General features: G+C 68.1%; 19 protein-coding genes. 6 read left to right on the forward strand and 13 right to left on the reverse strand.

Features of this window, described 5'->3' with window-relative positions; genetic code table 11:
* Positions 1-71: 71 nt before the first annotated feature.
* Complete coding sequence (locus PQU96_RS12365; protein ID WP_272772686.1) at positions 72-815, forward strand: FadR/GntR family transcriptional regulator; 744 nt, start codon at positions 72-74, stop codon at positions 813-815.
* A gap of 79 nt (positions 816-894) precedes the next feature.
* On the opposite strand, the gene PQU96_RS12370 is transcribed toward PQU96_RS12365, so the two are convergent.
* The gene (locus PQU96_RS12370; protein WP_272772687.1) at positions 895-1,524 is read right to left on the reverse strand and encodes a 2OG-Fe(II) oxygenase; all 630 of its coding nucleotides are present in this window, start codon (positions 1,522-1,524) and stop codon (positions 895-897) included.
* 251 nt (positions 1,525-1,775) lie between these two features.
* Here PQU96_RS12370 and PQU96_RS12375 point away from each other — a divergent pair, with 251 nt between their 5' ends.
* Positions 1,776-3,020, forward strand: a complete 1,245-nt coding sequence (locus PQU96_RS12375; RefSeq protein WP_272772688.1) for a DEAD/DEAH box helicase — start codon at positions 1,776-1,778, stop codon at positions 3,018-3,020.
* A gap of 82 nt (positions 3,021-3,102) precedes the next feature.
* Here the strand turns inward: PQU96_RS12375 and rlmF are convergent, their stop codons facing one another.
* Both rlmF and PQU96_RS12385 read right to left on the reverse strand, forming a co-directional pair.
* Positions 3,103-4,059, reverse strand: a complete 957-nt coding sequence (gene rlmF / locus PQU96_RS12380) for a 23S rRNA (adenine(1618)-N(6))-methyltransferase RlmF (RefSeq protein WP_272772689.1) — start codon at positions 4,057-4,059, stop codon at positions 3,103-3,105.
* An 87-nt stretch (positions 4,060-4,146) separates the two neighbouring features.
* Positions 4,147-4,761 (reverse strand): TetR/AcrR family transcriptional regulator, encoded by a 615-nt coding sequence (locus PQU96_RS12385; protein WP_272772690.1) that lies wholly within the window; start codon positions 4,759-4,761, stop codon positions 4,147-4,149.
* 24 nt (positions 4,762-4,785) lie between these two features.
* On the opposite strand from PQU96_RS12385, the gene PQU96_RS12390 reads away from it, so the two are divergent.
* On the forward strand, positions 4,786-5,286 hold the full coding sequence (locus PQU96_RS12390) for an HPP family protein (protein WP_272772691.1): 501 nt from the start codon (positions 4,786-4,788) through the stop codon (positions 5,284-5,286).
* A 34-nt stretch (positions 5,287-5,320) separates the two neighbouring features.
* Here PQU96_RS12390 and PQU96_RS12395 read toward each other — a convergent pair whose 3' ends face one another.
* The 7 genes from PQU96_RS12395 to PQU96_RS12425 all read right to left on the reverse strand — a co-directional run bounded on the left by PQU96_RS12395 (position 5,321) and on the right by PQU96_RS12425 (position 9,267).
* The gene (locus tag PQU96_RS12395; protein ID WP_272772693.1) at positions 5,321-6,253 is read right to left on the reverse strand and encodes a GlxA family transcriptional regulator; all 933 of its coding nucleotides are present in this window, start codon (positions 6,251-6,253) and stop codon (positions 5,321-5,323) included.
* Positions 6,250-6,738: a hypothetical protein gene (locus PQU96_RS12400; RefSeq protein ID WP_272772694.1), complete on the reverse strand. Its 489-nt coding sequence runs from the start codon at positions 6,736-6,738 to the stop codon at positions 6,250-6,252. Before PQU96_RS12400 ends, PQU96_RS12395 begins: the two co-directional genes overlap by 4 nt.
* A gap of 35 nt (positions 6,739-6,773) precedes the next feature.
* Positions 6,774-6,971, reverse strand: coding sequence for a DUF1737 domain-containing protein (locus PQU96_RS12405; RefSeq protein ID WP_272772695.1), 198 nt, complete (start codon positions 6,969-6,971; stop codon positions 6,774-6,776).
* Positions 6,972-6,989: 18 nt separating this feature from the next.
* Positions 6,990-7,451: a GNAT family N-acetyltransferase gene (locus tag PQU96_RS12410; RefSeq protein WP_272772696.1), complete on the reverse strand. Its 462-nt coding sequence runs from the start codon at positions 7,449-7,451 to the stop codon at positions 6,990-6,992.
* A gap of 10 nt (positions 7,452-7,461) precedes the next feature.
* Positions 7,462-8,355 carry an EamA family transporter gene (locus tag PQU96_RS12415; RefSeq protein WP_272772698.1) on the reverse strand — a complete coding sequence of 298 codons (894 nt, stop codon included), beginning with the start codon at positions 8,353-8,355 and terminating at the stop codon, positions 7,462-7,464.
* A gap of 116 nt (positions 8,356-8,471) precedes the next feature.
* The gene (locus PQU96_RS12420) at positions 8,472-8,705 is read right to left on the reverse strand and encodes a DUF1272 domain-containing protein (RefSeq protein WP_272772699.1); all 234 of its coding nucleotides are present in this window, start codon (positions 8,703-8,705) and stop codon (positions 8,472-8,474) included.
* Positions 8,698-9,267, reverse strand: coding sequence for an isochorismatase family protein (locus tag PQU96_RS12425; RefSeq protein ID WP_272772700.1), 570 nt, complete (start codon positions 9,265-9,267; stop codon positions 8,698-8,700). Before PQU96_RS12425 ends, PQU96_RS12420 begins: the two co-directional genes overlap by 8 nt.
* Positions 9,268-9,504: 237 nt before the next feature.
* Here PQU96_RS12425 and PQU96_RS12430 point away from each other — a divergent pair, with 237 nt between their 5' ends.
* Entirely contained in the window at positions 9,505-9,936 is a 432-nt protein-coding gene (locus tag PQU96_RS12430) for a DUF411 domain-containing protein (protein WP_272772701.1), read from the forward strand.
* A 95-nt stretch (positions 9,937-10,031) separates the two neighbouring features.
* On the opposite strand, the gene PQU96_RS12435 is transcribed toward PQU96_RS12430, so the two are convergent.
* Positions 10,032-11,558, reverse strand: coding sequence for a fumarate hydratase (locus PQU96_RS12435; protein ID WP_272772703.1), 1,527 nt, complete (start codon positions 11,556-11,558; stop codon positions 10,032-10,034).
* A gap of 140 nt (positions 11,559-11,698) precedes the next feature.
* Here PQU96_RS12435 and PQU96_RS12440 point away from each other — a divergent pair, with 140 nt between their 5' ends.
* Together PQU96_RS12440 and PQU96_RS12445 are read left to right on the forward strand one after the other, a co-directional pair.
* Complete coding sequence (locus PQU96_RS12440; RefSeq protein WP_272772704.1) at positions 11,699-12,469, forward strand: transporter substrate-binding domain-containing protein; 771 nt, start codon at positions 11,699-11,701, stop codon at positions 12,467-12,469.
* Between the two features lie 97 nt (positions 12,470-12,566).
* Positions 12,567-15,068 (forward strand): cation-translocating P-type ATPase, encoded by a 2,502-nt coding sequence (locus PQU96_RS12445; RefSeq protein WP_272772705.1) that lies wholly within the window; start codon positions 12,567-12,569, stop codon positions 15,066-15,068.
* 6 nt (positions 15,069-15,074) lie between these two features.
* Here PQU96_RS12445 and PQU96_RS12450 read toward each other — a convergent pair whose 3' ends face one another.
* Entirely contained in the window at positions 15,075-17,267 is a 2,193-nt protein-coding gene (locus PQU96_RS12450; protein ID WP_272772706.1) for an FUSC family protein, read from the reverse strand.
* Between the two features lie 41 nt (positions 17,268-17,308).
* A complete protein-coding gene (locus PQU96_RS12455; RefSeq protein ID WP_272772707.1) occupies positions 17,309-19,978 on the reverse strand; it encodes an EAL domain-containing protein in 2,670 nt (889 codons plus the stop codon).
* Positions 19,979-20,178: the final 200 nt, after the last annotated feature.

Consider the following 20,178-nt stretch of genomic DNA (forward strand, 5'->3'; position numbering starts at 1 on the left):
GTGAGCCGGCCACCGGCAGGCCAAAAAAAATGACCAGTTGTGCAACAACTGGTCATACGGAGACCACCTACATGAGCAATAACACCGAACCGGCAACTGCATTCCGTGCCCGGCATATCTACGAGCAGGTCGCCGAGCAGATCCGCCGCAGCATTGCCTCCGGCGAGTTCCCGCCTGAATCCAGACTGCCTTCCGAGCGCGAGCTGGCGATCCGCTTTGGCGTCAGCAGACCGGCCGTTCGCGAAGCCATTGGCGCGTTACAGAACCAGCAACTGGTCATCACCCGTCGCGGCTCGGGCACTTATGTCTGCTCGCCGCTGCCCGCTACCCTGGCACCGCTGCCGGACGAGAAAGCGCCCTCTTCCGATGACAGCCCGGTGTCCACGCTGGAGGTCCGATTGATGCTTGAGCCGGCGATTGCCCGCCTTGCGGCGCGCCGGGGACAGCGCAGCGAAGAAGCGGAGCGCTTGCTGCTGCAGATGCAGAACGTAAAAGACATCGACGTCATCGCCCAGCAACAGCTGTGGAGCGAAACCGACCGGCTGTTTCACCGGCAACTGGCGGTGATGACCGGGGACAGCCTGCTGATCCGGATTGCCGACGAAATTGCCAAGACCATGGAGCAGCCGCTCTGGCAACGGCTGCGCGACGACGGCATCTACGACGAGGCGCGCATCAGCCTTTATGTCGCGGAGCATCGGCTGATTTACGAGGCGATTGCGACCGGGGATGAGGATGCGGCGGCCTTCTATGTCGAGCAGCACCTGAAGCGGGTCGGCAAGGACATCACGACCACCACGGCACTGCCGGAGTAGGCGGGTGTGCGGCCAACGTTGGCCGCAAAAAAGCGCCCCGCAGGGCGCTGTGCTGGTGGCGAAGTGGCGAGACGGCCGCTCACCACGGCATGTTGCCGCCGCGGCGGCGGTACCAGCCGGTGACCGACAGCCGCTGCTGCCGTGCCGGCAGCACCTCGTGCCAGAAGCGGTCGGACAGGAACAGCACCAGCGTACCGGCCTCCGGCTCGACGTCGACGAACTCGCGGCAGTCGGCGTCCAGGTACAGGCGGATCTGGCCGCCGGCGTCCTGCGGCCAACCCTCGTTCAGATAGAACACCGTGCTCAGCGTGCGCGCGTCGTCGTCCTGGAAACGGTCGAGATGCTTCTTGTAGAACGCGCCCTCCGGGTACACCGCGAAGTGCGACTCCAGCTCGACAAGGCCGAGGTAGAGGCCGCGATTGACCGCCTGCATGATCTCGTCCATCGCCGCGTTGTAGGCCTGTACCGCTGGCAGCGCCGCCACCTGGTCCAGCCACAGCACCGAGTCGGAGCGGATCTCGGCACGGCGTGCCTGGCCGTCGGCACGGCCGGTGGCGGCCTCGTGGAACAGGCCCTGCTGCCACACGTCGAGGCAGGCGGTGCGCAGGTTGGTGGTAATGGCGGCGGGCAGCGCGTCGGGGATCACCACCCAGCCCTCGCGGGCGAGGGTGTCGATGACGTGGTCGAGGTCGAATTGCAGTCGGGACATGGCCGGAAACGGTCGCAGGGATGAACACAGCCCGCTTTCTACCACAGCCGGCCGCCGGCGGCGAATGCGCCAGGTCAAGGTCGCCGCGGTTTTCCGCCCGGCATCCCCGGCATCAGCCTGTGGCCACCCCTGGGCGGGATGCGCACCGTGGCCGCGACAGCGCGCGCATCAGCCCGTTCGTATCAACGTAGTCCCGCGCGCGCAAAAGCCGTAGACTGCCGCCTTCACGAATTCACGCCCCGCGCCCGCCCATGCCCTTTTCCACCCTCGGCCTTGACCCGGCGCTGCTGCACGCGCTGGACGAACAGGGCTTCCACACCGCCACCGCCATCCAGCGCGAGGCGATTCCGGCGATCCTGCACGGCCGCGACCTGCTGGCCACCGCCCGCACCGGCTCCGGCAAGACCGCCGCCTACTGCCTGCCGCTGCTGCAGCGCTGGCAGCACGGCCGCCATGACGGCAAGCAGCCGACGCTGCTGGTGCTGCTGCCGACGCGCGAGCTGGCGCAACAGGTCGGCACGGTGCTGCAGCAGCTGGCCCGCCACCTGCCGCCGCCGAAGATCGTCACCGTCTACGGCGGGGTATCGCTCAATCCGCAGCTGATGGCGCTGCGCGGCGGTGCCGACATCATCGTCGCCACCCCCGGCCGGCTGCTGGAGCTGCTGGCCAACAACGCGCTGAACTTGGGCAGCGTGCGCACCCTGGTGCTGGACGAGGCCGACCGCCTGCTGGAACAGGGCTTTGCCGACGAGCTGGAGCAGGTGCTGGCCACGCTGCCGGCACAGCGCCAGACGCTGCTGTTCTCCGCTACCTTTGCGGCCAACGTGCAGCAGCTGGCAACCAAGCTGCTCACCGACGCGCAGCGCATCCACATCGCGGAACAGGCGCCGGACATCCGCCAGCGCGCGATCGAGGTCGATAGCCGTCAGCGCACCGCGCTGCTGTGCCGGCTGATCGCCGAGCAGGACGGCGCGCGCATGCTGGTCTTCGTCGCCAGCAAACAGGGCGCCAGCGAACTGGCGCAGACACTGCAGCGCGAGGGCATCCGTGCCGCCGCGCTGTTCGGCGAGCTGGCGCAAGGCCGCCGCGAACGGGTGCTGGCCAACCTGAAGGACGGCACGCTGCAGGTGATCGTCGCCACCGACCTCGCCGCGCGCGGCATCGACATTCCGGCGCTACCGGTGGTGATCAACTACGACCTGCCGCGCTCGCCGCAGGACTACACCCACCGCATCGGCCGCACCGGCCGCGCCGGCGAAAGCGGCCTCGCCATCAGCCTGATCGACGCCGACAGCCGCGCCCACTTCCGCCTGATCGAGAAGCGTCTGCAGCTGACACTGCCACGCGAGCAGCTGGCCGGCTTCATCCCCACCGACCAGCCCTCGCCAAGGTTGGCCGCAGCCGACGACAACGGCGGCATCAAGGGCAAGCGCCCGAGCAAGAAGGACAAGCTGCGCGCCGCCGCAGCCGCCGCTCAGGCCGCCAAACCGGACTGAGCCGCGCTGAACGCAGGCAAGAAAAAACCCCGCCCGGTTCGTCCGGCGGGGTTTTTCATATGGAGCCAAGCGCGGCCAGGCCTCAGCCCTGCCAGCGCTCCTCGCGCCACTCGGCCATCGCCGCGTTGTCGAGGAAGGTCCACGCGACGAAACGGCTGATCTTCTGCCCCTGCGCCATGTTGACGGTCTTGACCTGTTTCGCGCCCAGCTTGCGCAGCTGGCGGTACAGCTCGTGCAGGTGCGCCTCGCGCGACACCAGCGAGGTGAACCAGCAGCACTGCTCGGCAAACTCGCGGCTCTCCTGCGCCATGGTGCGCAGGAAGGCAACTTCGCCGCCGTCGCACCACAGTTCGGCGTGCTGGCCGCCGAAATTCAGCACCGGCTTGTCCGGCACCTCGCCGGTGAGGTTGCTCACCTTGCGCCGCGACACCGCCTCCGCCTCTTCCGCCGAGGCGTGGAACGGCGGGTTGCACAGCGTGACGTCGAAGCGGTCCTTGCGCTGGATGATGCCGGCAAACACCTTGCCCGCGTCCGCCTGCAGCCGCAGCGTCAGCGCGCCGGACAGCGCCGGGTTGAAATCGGCAATCGCCTTCGCCGCTTTCAGCGACACCGGATCGATGTCGCTGCCGACAAAGCGCCAGCCGTACACGCTGCGACCGATGATCGGGTACACGCAGTTGGCGCCGACGCCGACATCCAGCACGTTGACGCGCGGCGGCACCGTGCCGTCGTTGCAGCCGGCGAGCAGGTCGGCGAGGTGATGGATGTAGTCGGCACGCCCCGGGATCGGCGGGCACAGATAGCCCGGCGGCAGATCCCAGAAGCCGATGCCGTAGTAGTGCGCCAGCAGCGCGCGGTTCAGCGCCTTGACCGCCGCCGGATCGGCAAAGTCGACACTGTCGTCGCCATAGTCGTTGGGGCGCACGAAGGCGGCCAGCTCCGGCAGGCTGGCGATCAGCGCCGGGAAGTCATAGCGCTGGCGATGCGCGTTGCGCGGGTGCAGACCGGCCTTGCCGGTCGGTTTGGGTGTGGATTTCATCGGGTATACCGCAAAAACAATGGCCGGATTGTACGGGGTTATCGCGCCGGCCGCTGGACTGCGGCCAACGTTGGCCGCAGCGACGGCCTACGCGGCCAACTGGGCGCAGGCGGCCTCCAGCAGTTGCGCGTCAAATCCCTGCACCTGTGCCCCGACCGTCAGCCCTTCCCCGAGCAGGAACAGCCGGGCCGCGGCGGCAGGAGCATCCGGCAGCGCGGCCTGCTCGCACAGCGCCAGCAACCATTGCCGCAAGCGTGCCTTGTGCCGGGCGGCCTGGAGATGGATCGCGTGCGCCAGTTCCGGATACTCGGCAGCGGCATTGATGAACAGGCAGCCCTGAAAATCGTGCTCCTGCGACCAGGCACCGATAAAGCGCAGATAGCCTGCCGGGCGCTGCGGCGCGGGCAGTGGCTCGACAAATGCCTGCAAGCGGGCCATGAACTGCTCGTCGCGCTGCTGCAGGACGGCCTCTATCAGTGCTTCCTTGGTCGGGAAATAGCGGTACAGGGTTTTTTTGGTCAATCCGGCGGCGGCGGCCAGCTGATCCACCCCGGTCGCATGAAAGCCTTGCCGGTAAAACAGGTCCAGCGCCGTACTGACCAGTTGCGGGTATTTTTTCATGCACCGAGTATGCCGACACGCAGGCAAAAAGTAAACCGATCTGTTGACTTTGGTAAACCGATCTGTATACATTGCAGCCATTGCCACCACCAGAGCCACGACATCATGAAACGCTTCTCCCTGCCCCCCTCGGCCGCACCGCTTGCGCCCTCGTTCCGCTTCATCCTGCTGAGTTTTGCCGGCGCCCTGCTGGCCATTGCCAGCGCCGGCCTGCTCAGCCGCTACAGTGGCCAGTCGTGGCTGATGGCCCCGTTCGGGGCCAGTTGCGTCCTGGTGTTCGGCCTGCCGGACAGCCCGTTGGCACAGCCGCGCCACGTGATAGGCGGCCACTTGCTGGCCGCGGCAGCCGGGCTTCTGTTGCTGGCGGTGGCAGGTCCGCACTGGTGGAGCGCGGCGATCGCCGTCGCACTGGCCATCGCCCTGATGCAGGCCGCACGCATGGTGCATCCACCGGCCGGCGCCACACCGCTGGTGGTGCTGTCGGCACAAGCCGACTGGCATTTCCTGCTGACCCCGGTACTCAGCGGCACGGCGCTGATCGTGGCCACGGGCTGGCTGGTCAATCGCTGGCGACAGCCCGGCAGCTACCCGCGCTACTGGTGGTAGGCCGTTGCGGCCAACCTTGTACCGCCGCCGGCGCTCAGGCCAGCTGGCCGGGATTGACGCTTTCGAACTTGTGCCACACCCGCCGCATGTCGCGCGCCGAGGCAAAGCCGGCGCCTTCGGCCGCACGCTCCACCGCCACGCCCTGCTGCAACAGCTGGCGCACCACCGCCACCCGCAGCCGCTGCTGGTATTCGACGATGCCGACGCCGGCCTGCTCGCGGAACAGCCGCGTCAGGTGGCGCGGGCTGAGGTGGACGCGCTCGGCCAGCGCCTCTACCGCCCAGCGCTGCGCCGGATCGCGCGCGATCAGATCCTGCGCGCGGTGCACCGCCGGGTGCAGGTGGTTGCGGAACGCCAGCCACGGCGACAGCTGCGGATCGTCGCCGGCGCGGCGGCTGTACAGCACCATGCGCCGCGCCACGCGCGCCGCCATGTCCGGCCCGGCGTGGCGCTCGATCAGCGCCAGCGCCAGGTCCATGCCGGTGGTGATGCCGGCCGAGGTGGCGATGTGACCGTCCTCGACGAACACGCGGTTGTCCAGCACCCGCGCCCTCGGTGCCAGCGCCGCCAGCTTGGCGGTGATGCTGTGGTGGGTGGTGCAGGCGCGGCCGTCGAGCAGCCCGGCCATGCCGGCCAAAAGCGCGCCGGAACACACCGTCGCCAGGCTCACCTCGGGCGTGATGTGCTGCCGCAGCCAGACGATCAGCCGCGCCGCCGCCGGCGTGGCGTAGTCGGCGTCCTCGTCCACCGTGCCGCACAGGATCACCAGGCTGCCGTCGGCCAGCGCGTCTGGCAGCGGGTCGATGCGCGACGTGAGCCCCAGCGAGCTGACGCACTCGGGCTCCGGCCCGGCGACGTGCAGGCGGAACGGCGCGCCCTCGTCGATGGCCATGCGCAGCGCCTCGGCCGGGCCGACGAAATCCAGCGCCAGATAGCGCGGGGTGAGCAGGAAGAAGATGTCGGTCACGAAAGAGCCTGAACCTCATCAAAATCAAAAATATCAAAAAACGAGATGACGTTACTTACAACATCAACAAAGTTTCTCCAACTGCCATCGTCAAGTTTGATCCAGACATAACTCGCTTCGGCAAAAAAACCGGACTCAAATGGAGCACTGAATAGTCCGTCATGACTGGTTGCATCTAGCTGATCAGAATGTCCCAGTCTCCTCGGCGATTTATTCCCACGAGACTCATTAGTAAGAACGCAGTGTTTACTTGCATCACAAACATCCCTGACTAACAAGAAATCTGGACACTTCCTTGCAATGGCTTCAGCGATCTTTGTTACCCCACAACCTTGATTTGCCTGAGCCTTCAAGTAGTCCGCCAAATGGTAAAGAACGATTGCAGCCAATCTGGCTCTTCTTACACTGAACGGGTCACGCAGAAACTCATCAACAGTTGGCCTTACTGTTTCCCGAAAATAGTCCAGAGCAATATTCGCCGCCATCCCTTCTCCTTGAAGTTGTTGCCAATTTTCGATGCTTACAGCTCCCCCAGCCTGATCTCCGGCGCGTACTCGCCGTCGACCTCTTTCACGATCGCCTGCGCCGCGATCACGCGCTGGCCGTCGAAGGTCAGCGCCGGGTTGCCGTGCAGGTGCCAGCCGCGGTTCAGCGCCTCGCTGACGCGGTGGCAGAAGGCCGCGTCGTCGGGGCCGGTCAGCAGTCGGTACAGTTTCATATCGCGTCCTATCGGAAGTCAGAAAGTCTGGCGGTACACCACAAAGCCGGTGTCGCGCGCCACGCGGTCGTACAGCTGGCGCGCCGTGCTGTTGTCGTGCCGGGTATGCCAGTACAGGCTGGGGCTGCCGGCTGCGCGGGCCTCTCCGGCGACCGCCGCGATCAGCCTGCGTGCCACGCCCCTGCCCCGTGCCTCGGGCACGGTAAACAGGTCCTGCAGATAGCAGGCGTGGTGCGGCATCAGCGTGTTGCGGTGAAAGACATAGTGCGCCAGGCCCAGCAGCTGCGTGCCCTGCCACGCCAGCAGCGCGTGGACCGGCTCGGCCGGGTCGAGAAAACGCTGCCAGGTGAGCCGGCTGATGGCCGGCGGCAGCGCGCTGTCGCCGTGGCGGCCGTAAAAGGCGTTGTAGGCGTCCCATAGCGGCAGCCAGGCGTCAAAATCGTCCGCACCGGGCGGACGCAGGATGAGGTCGGTTTCCATGCGGCCAACCTTACGCCGGCTGCGGCTTGCGCAGCAAGGCCAGCAGCCGCGCGCCGAACACGTTGACCGCGAGCCCGGCCAGCAGCACGCCGCCACCGGCCAACTGCCAGAAGCTCAGCCGCTCGCCCAGCACCAGCGCCGCCGACAGCACGCCGAAGAACGGCACCAGCAGCGAGAACGGCGCCACCACGTTGGCCGCATGGCGGCTTAGCAGCTTGCTCCACTGGCCGTAGCCGAACAGGGTGGCGATCAGCGCCAGATAGGCGATGGCGAACAGGCTCTTGCCGCTGAACACCTGAGCCCACACGATGCGGTCGGCCTCGAACAGCGCCGACAGCGCGAAGAAGGGCACGATGGGGATCAGGCTGCTCCACACCACCAGCCCCAGCATGTCCGGCTTGAAGCCGGCGGCGACGATGCGGCGCACCACCACATTGGACAGCGCCCAGCTGGCGGCACCGCAAAGCGTCAGCACGAAGCCCAGCAGCGGCAGCCCCTCAGCACCGAGGCCACCGATCAGGTACAGCCCGGCGCTGCCGATCACGAGGCCGGCCAGCTGCCAGGCGGTGAACGATTCCTTCAGCCACAGCATCGCGATCAAGAGCGTGAAGAAGGCCTGCGACTGCAGCACGATGGAGGCAAGGCCCGCCGGCATGCCCAGCTTGATGGCGGTGAACAGGCAGGCGAACTGGCCGAGGCCGACCGACAGCCCGTACAGCGCCAGCCAGCGCCACGGGATATTGGGACGGCGCACGAACAAGAGGCCGATGCCCGCCGCCGCAGCAAAGCGCAGCCCGCCGAGCAGGAACGGTGGCACGCCGGCCACGCCCCACTTGATCACCACGAAATTGAAGCCCCACACCGCGACGATGGCGAGGGCGATCAGTCGGTCTTGCCAGTTCATGCCTTTGCTCCTGCATGGTTGTGCCCGGCCGTGACGGCCGGGCGGGTGAACCCGGTCTGCTACCTTACGCCACCGATGCCGTTGGCAACAGCAACAGTGTGTTCACCATTGTCCGGCTACAGCGCGCGCGGCTTGTATACGCGCTGCGTGCTGGCCGGGTTGGCCGCCAGTCTCGCGCCGCTGCGCCGCGGCCGCGGCAGCAGCTCGCCGCCGCAATTGGGACACACCTGGTGCAGTCTTGCCGCGCAGTCGTGGCAGAAGGTGCACTCGAAGCTGCAGATGAAGGCGCCGGGCACATCGGCCGGCAGGTCGGCATCGCACAGCTCGCAACCGGGGCGCAGTTCAAGCATGGCAGGTCTCCTCCGCGTCCAGCCGCGCCAGCACGCTGTCCACGCTGTGGATCTCGGCGAAGCGGCCGGCCAGCACCAGCTCGGTGCGGGCGATGATGTCTTCCGGGCTGTAGACGCGGCCGCTGACGGGATGGGTCATCGCAAAGGTCAGCGTCGCCTCCGACACGTAGTCGACGGCAAAGCCGAGGTCGCTGCCGACGCGGGTGGTGGTCTCGCAGCACTGCTCGCTGCGGATGCCGCTGACGATCAGGCGGTCGATGCCGCGCGCCGCCAACCACGCCTGCAGGCCGGTATCGGTAAACGCGTTGTGTACGTGCTTGGTAAAGGTCACGTCGGCACCGTCCGGCAGCCACGCCATCGGCCGCACCAGGCCGGACGCGGCCGAAAACGGCCCGTCGCCGTCCTCGTGCAGCACATGCACCACCAGCACGCCGCGCGCACGGGCGCCGTCTATCAGCGCCAGCAGCGACTCGCGAAACGTAGGCAAGGCGGCGGCATCCCAGTACGGGCGTTGCAGGAAGGAATCCTGGACATCGATCACGAGCAGGGCGGAACGGGACATGGGGCTTTCCTCGGGGAGTGTCAGGGAATGACTCCATTTTGGCTGCGGCCAACCTTGGCCGCGAGGCGCAAAGCCGACCGTCTGCGGACCGATTGCGCCATTGCCGGCACGACTGTGTCAGCGCCGATACAAAGCCGACAACGCCCCGACACGGCGGCGGCCACGCGCGGCGGGAACCGGTGACGCCGGCCGCGGTCTGTCACTGGCCACCCGCCCCCATTCCCGACGAGGCTTCCCATGCTGATCCGATCCCTGTTCCGCGCCGGCACCCTGCTGGCGCTTTCCCTGCCGGTGCTGGCCGCACCGGTCGCCACCCTGTTCAAGGACCCCAACTGTGGCTGCTGCGGCAAGTGGGCCGAGCACATGGCCAGCCACCAGTTGCCGCTCAAGAGCGAAAACCGCAACGACATGGCCGCGGTCAAGGACAGGCTGCAGGTGCCGGACAAGCTGCGCTCCTGCCACACCGCCAGCATCGGCGGCTACGTGTTCGAGGGCCACGTGCCGGCCGACCTGGTGCAGAAGGTGCTGCGCGAGAAACCGGCCATCCTCGGCCTGGCGGTGGCCGGCATGCCTCAGGGCAGCCCCGGCATGGAAACCGGCGTCAAGCAGCCCTACCAGGTGATGGCGTTTGACGCCCGTGGCAAGCAGTGGGTGTACGCCACGCGCTAAGCGGCAGCGCACCAACGGCACAAAAAAACCACCTGCCCCCGTGAACGGGAGCAGGCGGTTTTCCTGTCTGCGGCCAAGGTTGGCCGCAAGCCGGATCAGGCAGCGCTGACCGGGATCTTGCCGATCTTCACGCGCCACTCGGCAGGCCCCGTGTTGTGTACCGAAGTACCACAGGAGTCCACCGCCACGGTCACCGGCATGTCCTGCACGTCGAACTCGTAGATCGCTTCCATGCCCAGGTCCTCGAAGCCGACCACCTTGGACGCCTTGATCGCCTTAGACACGAGGTAGGCCGAGCCGCCGACCGCCATCAGGTACACCGCCTTGTTGTCGCGGATCGCGTCGATCGCCGCCGGGCCGCGCTCGGCCTTGCCGATCATGCCCAAGAGGCCGGTCTGCTCCAGCATCTGGCGGGTGAACTTGTCCATGCGGGTGGCGGTGGTCGGGCCGGCCGGGCCGACCACTTCGTCGCGTACCGGATCAACCGGGCCGACGTAGTAGATGAAGCGGTTGGTGAAGTCCACCGGCAGCTTCTCGCCCTTGTTCAGCATGTCGACCATGCGCTTGTGCGCGGCGTCGCGGCCGGTCAGGATCTTGCCGTTGAGCAAGAGCACGTCGCCCGGCTGCCAGCTGGCCACTTCTTCGCGGGTGATGTTGTTCAGGTCGACACGCTTGCCGTTGCTGGTGTCGTAGGTGATTTCCGGCCAGTCTTCGAGCTTCGGCGTTTCCAGGTGTGCCGGGCCGCTGCCATCCAGATGGAAGTGGATGTGGCGGGTAGCGGCGCAGTTCGGGATCATCGCTACCGGCAGCGATGCTGCGTGGGTCGGGTAGTCGAGGATCTTCACGTCCAACACGGTGGTCAGGCCGCCCAGGCCCTGCGCGCCGATACCCAGCGCGTTCACCTTCTCGAAGATTTCCAGACGCAGCGCTTCGACGCGGGTCAGTTCCGCGCCGCTGGCGGCCTTGGCCTTCAGCTCGTGGATGTCCACGTGGTCCATCAGCGATTCCTTGGCCAGCAGCATCGCCTTTTCCGGCGTGCCGCCGATGCCGATACCGAGGATGCCCGGCGGACACCAGCCGGCGCCCATGGTCGGCACGGTCTTGATCACCCAGTCGACGATGGAGTCGGACGGGTTCAGCGCGTAGAACTTGGATTTGTTCTCCGAGCCGCCGCCCTTGGCGGCACAGATCACTTCCACGCCGTCGCCTTCGACGATCTCGAAGTGCACCACGGCCGGGGTGTTGTCCTTGGAGTTCTTGCGCAGGCCGGCCGGATCCAGCAGCACCGAGGCGCGCAGCTTGTTGTCCGGGTTGTTGTAGGCGCGGCGCACGCCTTCGTTGACCATTTCCTGCACGGAGAGGGTGCTGTCCCACTGCACTTTCATGCCCACCTTCAGGAACACCACGGCGATACCGGTATCCTGGCAGATCGGACGGCGGCCTTCGGCACACATGCGGCTGTTGATCAGGATCTGCGCCATCGCGTCCTTGGCGGCGGGGCTTTCCTCGTGCTGATACGCCTTGTACAGCGCGTCAATGTAATCCTTGGGGTGATAGCAACTGATGTACTGAAAAGCATCGGCGATGCTCTGGATAAAGTCTTCCTGACGGATGATAGCCATTGATGTGTTCTCCAGCGTAGCGGCTGTGGGGATAACCGCCCCATTTTAGGGATTTACGCTGCGCTGCGCCATGCTGGAATGCTTGAAGATTGCCCGGCTTGCGTTCATGCTGCCGTTTTTCAAAAAATCATCAGGGCATCATGATGCCGCGCCCGCTGCTCTCGCTGTTGCTGTGCCTGCTGTTGCTGTCCACCTCGGCCACAGCGGCCGTCATCCACGCCGTCACCACAGAGTTTCCGCCCTTCCAGAGCGCACAGCCGGCGCCGTGGGGACTGGCACTGGAAGCGGCACAGGCGCTGGCGGCGCGCAACGGCGACACGCTGAACGTGCAGTTCCTGCCGTGGCCGCGCGCCTACCAGATGGCGGAAACCACGCCCGGGCTGCTGATCTTCTGCCTGGGCCGCACGCCGCAACGCGAGGGGCGCTACGGCTGGATCGGGCGCATCGCCCGCGGTGACGCCCGGCTGTGGCGCCTGGCCGACCGCCCCGAGGTCAACCCCGCCACACTGCAACAGGCAAAGCGCTGGCAGCTGGGCGTGACCGCACGGGACATGAAGGCGGACTACCTGATACAGCAGGGCTTTGCCTACGAGCGCAACCTGCAGCAAAGCAGCGACGACCCGTCCAATATCCGCAAGCTGTACGCCGGCCGCATCGACCTGCTGCCCTTCTCCAATACCCAGGTACTGTTCTGGCACGCGCGCGGGCTGGGCCTGGACCCGCGCCTGCTGCAGCCGGTGCTGCCGCTGCCGGCGCTGTCCACCCCGCTCTACCTCGCATTCAGCCCCGGCACCGCGCCGCAGCTAAGCCACCGTTATGCCAGCCTGTTCCGCCAGCTGCAGCGCGAGGGTGTGTTCGAGCGCCTGCGCCAGCGGCTGCAACTGCCGCGCGAGACCCTGCCCGGCGACTGAGCCGCCAAAAGCGAACGCCTCTCCCTACCGCCGGCCACGGTGCCGGCTGCTATAACCGCTATACGCATTCCTGCGCTGTTTCCTTGCCGGAGCCGTCATGAGTGAAGCCTTTCCCCGCGGACTCAGCCACAGCGTCGCCCGTGCCCGGCTGGTGGCCGAAGGCGCCAACGAACTGGGCACCGAGCAGCGCCGCAGCCTGGCCGCCATCGCCGGCGAGGTGGTGCGCGAGCCGATGTTCCTGCTGCTGCTGGGTGCCGGTGCCATCTACCTGGCGATGGGCGACGCGCACGAGGCGCTGATCCTGCTCGGCTTCGTCGCCATCATCATGGCCGTCACCATCGTGCAGGAGCGGCGCACCGAGAACGCGCTGGAGGCGCTACGCGACCTGTCCAGCCCGCGCGCGCTGGTGATCCGCGACGGCGAGGCGCAGCGCATCGCCGGGCGCGAGGTGGTGCGCGACGACATCCTGATCCTCAGCGAGGGCGACCGCATCGCCGCCGACGGCGTGGTGCTGCAGGCGCACGAGCTGGCCACCGACGAATCCATGCTCAGCGGCGAATCGGAGCCGGTGGCCAAGTTCGGCCAGCGCGAGATGGCCTACGCCGGAACGCTGGTGGTACGCGGCCAGGGCCTGCTGCAGGTGTGCGCCACCGGCCAGCGCACCGAGCTGGGCCGCATCGGCAAGTCGCTGTCCAGCATCGCCGTCGAGGCCTCACCGCTGCGCGACGAGATCACGCGGCTGACCCGGCGACTGGCCGTGCTGGGCATCGGCCTGTGCCTGCTGCTGGCGCTGCTGTACTGGCTGCTGCGCGACAGCTGGCTGGATGCGCTCCTGGCCGGCATCACGCTGGCGATGGGCATCCTGCCGCAGGAATTCCCGGTGATCATGATCGTGTTCCTGGCGCTGGGCGCGCGCCGCATCGCCAGCCACCAGGTGCTGACGCGGCGGCTGAACGCGATCGAGACGCTGGGCCAGACCACGGTGCTGTGCGTCGACAAGACCGGCACCCTGACGCAGAACCGCATGGCGCTGGCGGCGCTGGCGGTAGACGGCCAGCTGCTGGACACCGGCCGGCTGCCCGGCGGCGAGCTGCCGGAGGCCTACCACGAGCTGCTGGAGTACGCGGTGCTGGCCAGCGAGATCGAGCCGCACGACCCGATGGAGCAGGCCTTCCACCACTACGCGCGCACCCATCTGGCCGACACCGAACACCTGCACCCGGCGTGGTCGCTGGCACGCGAGTACGAGCTGTCACCGGCGCTGATGGCGATGTCGCACCTGTGGCGGCAGGATGATGGCGACGACGACGTGGTCGCCGCCAAGGGCGCGCCGGAGGCGATCGCCGAGCTGTGCCACCTGCCGGACGCGGCGCGCGCGCGCCTGATCGCAGACGCGACAACGCTTGCCGACCGCGGCCTGCGCGTGCTGGGCATCGCCAAGGCGCGGCACAGTACGCAGCAGGCGTGGCCATCGCTGCAGCATGATTTCGACTTCGAGCTGCTCGGCCTCGCCGGCTTTGCCGACCCGCTGCGCCCGGAGGTGCCCGCCGCCATCCGCGAGTGCCGGCAGGCCGGCATCCGCGTGCTGATGATCACCGGCGACCACCCGCACACCGCGCGCGCCATCGCGAGCCAGGCCGGCATCGAGAGCCGCGGCACGCTGACCGGCGCCGACCTTGCGGCACTGGGCGACGATGCGGCCAACCTTGGCCGCCAGCTGGCCGGCGTCAACGTGGTCGCGCGCGTCACGCCGCAGCAGAAGCTGGCCATCGTCAACGCGCTGAAGGCCGCCGGCGAGGTAGTGGCGATGACCGGCGACGGCGTGAACGACGCGCCGGCGCTGAAGGCGGCACACATCGGCATCGCGATGGGCAAGCGCGGCACGGACGTCGCGCGCGAGGCGGCCGCGCTGGTACTGCTGGACGACGACTTCACCGCCATCGTGGCGGCGATCCGCCTCGGGCGGCGCATCTTCGCCAACCTGCGCCAGGCGATGAGCTACACGCTGGCGGTGCACGTGCCCATCATCGGGTTGTCGATGCTGCCGCTGCTGTTCGGCATGCCGCTGATCCTGGCGCCGATCCACATCGCCTTTCTGGAGCTGGTGATCGACCCGGCCTGCTCCATCGTGTTCGAGGCCGAGCCGGAACGGCCGCAGCAGATGCAGCAGCCGCCACGCCGCACCGGCGAGGCGCTGCTGTCGCTGCCGCAGCTGGTATTGGCGCTGGCGCAGGGCGCGCTGGTGCTGTTCAGCTGCGGCGTCGCCTACGCCGCCAGCCTCGCCGCCGCGCTCGACGACGCGACGGCGCGGGCGCTGGCCTTCATCGTGCTGGTCAGCGCCAACGCGCTGCTGATCCTGCCCAACCGCTCGGCGCAGAGCGGCTGGCGCGCGCTGTTCGGGGGCCTGTCGGCGGTGGCGGCCTGGGTGCTGGGCGGCACCCTGCTGAGCCTGCTGCTGATCACCAGCATCCCGGCGCTGGCCGGCGCCTTCGGCTTCGTGCCGCTGGCGCCGGGGCTGTGGCTGGCGGCGTTCGCGCTGGGCTGCGCCACCCTGCTGCTGCTGGAAGGCAGCAAGCGCATCGCCGCGTGGCGGGGCTGAGGCGCCCTACTCCGGGCTGGCCGGCTCCTGCGGCGCCAGCACCCGGTCGGCATCCTGCCGCAGCTGGCCGGCGAGGCGCCGCGCCAGCTCCAGCCGGCGCAGCAGCCACGGACTGAGATCGCTCTCGAACGGATCGGGCAGCAGCACCGGCCCCGGCGCCGCTTCCGCCGCCTCCTCCACCGCGCCGCCGGCGTGCTGCAGTGCCTGTTCGATGGACAGCGCCGCCTGCTGCAGCGGCTGGCGGATCTGCTCCGGCTGCAGGCGGTCGCGGCGCAGCAGCAGCATGCTCTTCACCGCCGTCAGCTGCGCCAGCAGCTGGTAACTGTGCGCCAGCAGCAGGCCCAGCGGCGCCAGCGGCGGCCGCACCGCGCGCGGCTCGGCCAGCGAGCGCTGCGTCGCCTGCACCAGCGCCGACAGGCTGTCGTAGGCCTCGCGCCGCGCCAGGCGCCAGGCCAACTCCGGCTCGTTGTCGATCGCCTGCAGCTGGCCCAGCCCCAGCGCCACGCGGGCGTGGCGCGCCTGCGCGCCGAGCGTGCGCGCCACCAGCGCCGGGATCTGGTGCCGCTCCCACGACGGCAGCACGTAGCTGCACGCCCAGGCGATGGCGACGCCGATCAGGGTGTCGGCGATGCGCTCGGGCACGCCGAACACCGGGCTGGCACCGGCGTGCAGCATGTGCGCCTGCAACAGGCCAAGCACGGTGGCGGCCACCGCCGTCACCAGGTAGCGGCGCACGGCAAAGGCGTGGGCCAGCGCCTGCGCCAGCGTCACCGCCAGCAGCAACAGCCACGACGACGGCTGCAAGGCCAGCAGCGCGCCGGCGATCACGCAACCGAGCAGGGTGCCGGCGACACGGCTGTTACGCCGTTCCAGCGTCTGCGCCAGGCTGCCGCGCAGCACCACCACGATGGTCAGCAGGATCCAGTAGTCGTGCGCCACCCACGGCAGCACCTGCGCCAGCGCATAGGCACTGCCGACCGCCAGTGTGGCGCGGATGGCGTGGCGCAGCGGCGGCGCATCCCAGCGCCACAACCCGGCAAACGGCCGCCACGACCACGCGGTGGGGCTGACGAACAGCTGCCAGCTGGCACGCACCCCCGCCAGGTCCGGCGCCAGCTCGCCGCGCGCCAGCGCCACCAGCCGCACCACCTCGTCGTTGATGTTGCCGACGCGGTTGGCCAGCCCGCGGGCCAGCATCGCTGCCGACGGCGCCTGCCCGGCGGGCTCCGTCTCCACCCAGTGCAGCGCGGCCAGCAGCGGCCGCAGGCTGGTGAACGGCGGCGGCGTGCGTCCGTACAGCAGCTTGTCGGCCAGCTGCGCGATGTCTGCGGCCAACGTTTGCAGCACCTCGTGCAGCACGCCCAGCACCGGCGCGTGGCCGGGGCGGGATTTCAGCGTGTCCAGGTCCAGCTCGCAGGCCAGCAGGTGGTCGCGCATTTCCAGTACCTGCAGCAGCATCGCCGCCAGCTGCTGCCGCCGCGGCGTGCGCGGCGACTCCAGCAGGATGTTGCGCGCGCCCTGCAGCTGGTCGGTCAGCGCCGCCTGCTCGCGCAGCAGGCGCCCGATCAGCGGCGCCCGGTGCCGCTCGTCGCTCTCCGGCGGCAGGAATTGCTGCGCCTGCAGCCGCATCAGCTCCGACAGCGCCAGCAGGGTGTCGGCCAGCAGCTGCACCCGGTAGCGACCGCCCAGCAAGGCATTGGCCAGCGTCGCCCACAGCAGGTACAGGCCGGCACCAAGCGCGAAGTGCAGGCTGCTGGCCAGCACCGGCGCGATGCCGTCGTGCGCCGGCATCGCCATCGCGAACAGCATCGCGAACATGATGGACACCGACAGCGGAATGCCGCGTTTGCCCCACGCGGCGGCAAGAAAAGCGATAAAGGTAGCCGGCAGCAGCAAAAGGCCCAGCTGCAGCGCATCTCCGTGCAGCAAGCGTGTGCCGAGGAACAGCGGCAGGCCGAGCAGCGCCGCCGGCAGCAGTTGCCGCAGCTTGCCGCGCCGCGGTGCCGGCTGATCCGGCGGAATGCACACCACCACGCCGACCGAGGCCGCCGCCGCGGCCAGGGCGCCCAGCCACAGGTGCACCGCGCCTGAGATCAGCAACAGCCCCAGCGCCGCCGACAGGCCGTTGGCGACGTGGTGGCTGAGCGCCACGCGCAGCGCGTGGCGGGGATGCGGCGGGGCAAAGGCAAATCTCGGCATGACGTCAACCCGGATGATTCGGAAAAAGAGAACGGCGGTGCTCAGGAGGCCTCGCCGAGGGTATGCCAGGCGGCATCGGTCTGCCACTGCCGGCACCAGGACGGGAAGGCCTCGGCGGCCAGCGGGCGGGCAATGCCATAGCCCTGCACCAGATGGCAGCCGAGCCGGCGCAACACCGCACCGTGCTGCAGCGTTTCCACCCCTTCGGCGATCACCTGCCGCTCGAACACCGTGGCCAGCTGGATCACGCCTTCGACGATGCCCAGATCGTCGGCGTCGTTCAGCATGTCGCGCACGAAGCTCTGGTCGATCTTGAGGGTGTCGACCGGCAGCTTGCGCAGATAGGTCAGCGACGAGTAGCCGGTGCCGAAGTCATCGAGCGCAAAACGCACGCCCAGCTTACGGCAGCGCTGCATGATGGCGACCGCCTGCCCCATGTCGGCGATGGCCGCCGTCTCCAGCACCTCCAGCTCCAGGTGCTCCGGCGGCACGTTGGTGTGGCATTGCAAGGCTCGCGCCAGATCGGAATAGAAGGTCGGCGCCAGCAGATAGCCGGCGCTGACGTTGACGCTGACGCGCATCGACAGCCCGGCGTCGTGCCACGCCGACGCCTGCGCCAGCGCGGTATTGATCACCCACTCGTCGACCGCGTTTTCCAGCTCGGTGCCGTGCAGCAACGGCAGGAAGGCGCCAGGCGGCACCAGGCCCCGCTCGGGGTGGCACCAGCGGATCAGCGCCTCGGCACCGATGATGTCGCCGCTGTCCAGGCTCACCTTGGGCTGGTAGTAGAGTACGAATTCGTCGTTGGCCAGTGCGTGGCGCAGCTGTTCCAGCTCCTTGCGCTGCTCCTGGGACTTGCGGTCGCTTTCCGGGTCGAACATCCGGTAGCGGTTCTTGCCGGCATCCTTGGCCAGGTACATTGCCTGGTCGGCGTGGCGCAGCAGGGTATCGGCGTCGACATTGTCTTGCGGATAGAGGCTGACGCCGATACTGGCCGAGGCACGTACCACCGTGTCACCCAGGTCGACCTCCTGCCGGATCGCCGCCAGCAGCCGCTCCAGCACCTGCACGCATTCCTCGCTACCGCCCACATCGACCAGCAGCACCACGAACTCGTCGCCGCCCAGCCGTGCCAGGGTGTCGTCGGCACGCAGCACCGTTTTCAGGTTGGCGCTGACACCGATCAGCAGCTGGTCGCCGGCGGCGTGGCCGTACTGGTCGTTGATCGCCTTGAAGCCGTCAAGATCGAGGAAGCAGACGGCGCAGGACTTGCCGCTGCGCGTGCTGTGCCGGATCGCCTGCTCCAGCCGGTCCGACAGCAGGCGCCGGTTCGGCAGGCCGGTCAACGGGTCGAAGTTGGCGATACGTTCCAGCTCAGCCTCGTGCGCCTTCAGCTGGCTGATGTCTGAGAAGATGCCGACGTAGTGGCACACCTGGCCCTGCTCGTCGTGCACCACGGAGATGGACAGCTGCTCGGGATAGAGCTCGCCGTTCTGGCGCCGGTTCCAGATCTCGCCGTGCCAGAAGCCATGCTCTCGCACCGATGCCCACATCTCGCGGTAAAAAGCGGCGTCGTGCTGGCCGGACGACAGCAGCGCGGGGGTCTGGCCGACTGCCGCTTCCGCGCTATAGCCGGTAATGCGCGTGAAGGCGGCGTTGACCTTGGTGATCCGCCCGGCCGGGCTGACCACCATGATGCCCTCGTAGCTGCTGTCGAACACCACTGCCGCCTCTTTCAGCGCCAGCTCGACCCGCTTGCGCTCGGTAATGTCGCGCGCGATGCCGAACAGGCCGTTGACGCGGCCCTTGCCATCGCTCATCGGTCCCTTGGTCACCAGGAACACCATCGCCTTGCCGTCCGGCAGCGTCAATTGCTCCTCGCTGGTCTGCACCATGCCGGCAGCCATGATGTCGCGATCCTTGCGGATCAGCGCCTGTGCCGAGGCGGCGTCGAACAGCGTGCGGTCGTCCTGGCCGATGATGTCCTGCACCGGCTTGCCGACAAAGGCGGCGGCGGCGGCGTTGGCCAGCAGGTAGCTGCCCTGTGCGTCCTTGACGAACACGGCGTCGGTGTTGCCGGACACCACCACATCCAGCATGCGGCGGTTGACCTCCTGCTTGGCCAGCGAGCGATGCAGCATGGCGCTGAGCAGGCTGACGCCCAGGCCGTTGAGCACGAGCGACGCCCACTGCAGCTGCGCATAGGCCGACGCGGTCGCGCTGTGGAAGTGCGGCACCGCCATCAGGTCGGTAGCCGCCGCGGTGAGCAGCGTGGCAAACAGCCCCGGCCCGAGCCCGCCAAGCAGCGCGCACAGCACGATGGGCAGCATGAACAGGATCAGCATCGGCCGTGTGCCGAGATCGACCGGAATAGTGAGGCGCAGCAGCAGCACCGCGGCGGTGATCACCACCGCGAACAGGTACAGGAACCAGTGCGGCCGCCGCTCGCGGTCGATGCTGAACGTCAGCGCACCCAGCAACGATTCGCGCGGCATCGCATCGCGCTGCGGCACCGCGCGCAGCAGGAAGAAGAACAGCGCCGCGGTGGCGATGACGAAGAACACGCCCTTGGCGGTCGACAGCCGGGTCAGCGCGTCGACATCGGCAAACAGCAACAGCAGGTGGTCGGACAACAGGATCCACAGCAGCCCGAACACGACGTAGCTGGCGATAGCGATCAGGATAAAGCGATTACGGGGATGACCTGTCATGCCACATTGATCCTTGAGATTGCGCTCCGGCCAGACCGCACCGGCAGGGGGACAGGTGAAACGACAGCGGCGGCCGTGCCACACGCCAGCGCCGCAAACACGCCGGCCGGCATCGCACCGGCCTCGACACGCATGTTACCTGAAGCGCTGCCCGGCCATGCAGTCGGCCGCGTCCGGGCGTGCCGTTTATACAGCATAGA

Source organism: Vogesella margarita, assembly GCF_028548475.1.
Lineage (GTDB): Bacteria > Pseudomonadota > Gammaproteobacteria > Burkholderiales > Chromobacteriaceae > Vogesella > Vogesella margarita.

Bases quoted from the DNA above. Each gene is read 5' to 3' on its own strand.
- PQU96_RS12365 (WP_272772686.1), top strand. From the start codon at position 72: ATGAGCAATAACACCGAACCGGCAACTGCATTCCGTGCCCGGCATATC.
- PQU96_RS12370 (WP_272772687.1), bottom strand. From the start codon at position 1,524: ATGTCCCGACTGCAATTCGACCTCGACCACGTCATCGACACCCTCGCC.
- PQU96_RS12375 (WP_272772688.1), top strand. From the start codon at position 1,776: ATGCCCTTTTCCACCCTCGGCCTTGACCCGGCGCTGCTGCACGCGCTG.
- rlmF (WP_272772689.1), bottom strand. From the start codon at position 4,059: ATGAAATCCACACCCAAACCGACCGGCAAGGCCGGTCTGCACCCGCGC.
- PQU96_RS12385 (WP_272772690.1), bottom strand. From the start codon at position 4,761: ATGGCTGCAATGTATACAGATCGGTTTACCAAAGTCAACAGATCGGTT.
- PQU96_RS12390 (WP_272772691.1), top strand. From the start codon at position 4,786: ATGAAACGCTTCTCCCTGCCCCCCTCGGCCGCACCGCTTGCGCCCTCG.
- PQU96_RS12400 (WP_272772694.1), bottom strand. From the start codon at position 6,738: ATGGCGGCGAATATTGCTCTGGACTATTTTCGGGAAACAGTAAGGCCA.
- PQU96_RS12405 (WP_272772695.1), bottom strand. From the start codon at position 6,971: ATGAAACTGTACCGACTGCTGACCGGCCCCGACGACGCGGCCTTCTGC.
- PQU96_RS12410 (WP_272772696.1), bottom strand. From the start codon at position 7,451: ATGGAAACCGACCTCATCCTGCGTCCGCCCGGTGCGGACGATTTTGAC.
- PQU96_RS12415 (WP_272772698.1), bottom strand. From the start codon at position 8,355: ATGAACTGGCAAGACCGACTGATCGCCCTCGCCATCGTCGCGGTGTGG.
- PQU96_RS12420 (WP_272772699.1), bottom strand. From the start codon at position 8,705: ATGCTTGAACTGCGCCCCGGTTGCGAGCTGTGCGATGCCGACCTGCCG.
- PQU96_RS12425 (WP_272772700.1), bottom strand. From the start codon at position 9,267: ATGTCCCGTTCCGCCCTGCTCGTGATCGATGTCCAGGATTCCTTCCTG.
- PQU96_RS12430 (WP_272772701.1), top strand. From the start codon at position 9,505: ATGCTGATCCGATCCCTGTTCCGCGCCGGCACCCTGCTGGCGCTTTCC.
- PQU96_RS12435 (WP_272772703.1), bottom strand. From the start codon at position 11,558: ATGGCTATCATCCGTCAGGAAGACTTTATCCAGAGCATCGCCGATGCT.
- PQU96_RS12440 (WP_272772704.1), top strand. From the start codon at position 11,699: ATGATGCCGCGCCCGCTGCTCTCGCTGTTGCTGTGCCTGCTGTTGCTG.
- PQU96_RS12445 (WP_272772705.1), top strand. From the start codon at position 12,567: ATGAGTGAAGCCTTTCCCCGCGGACTCAGCCACAGCGTCGCCCGTGCC.
- PQU96_RS12450 (WP_272772706.1), bottom strand. From the start codon at position 17,267: ATGCCGAGATTTGCCTTTGCCCCGCCGCATCCCCGCCACGCGCTGCGC.
- PQU96_RS12455 (WP_272772707.1), bottom strand. From the start codon at position 19,978: ATGACAGGTCATCCCCGTAATCGCTTTATCCTGATCGCTATCGCCAGC.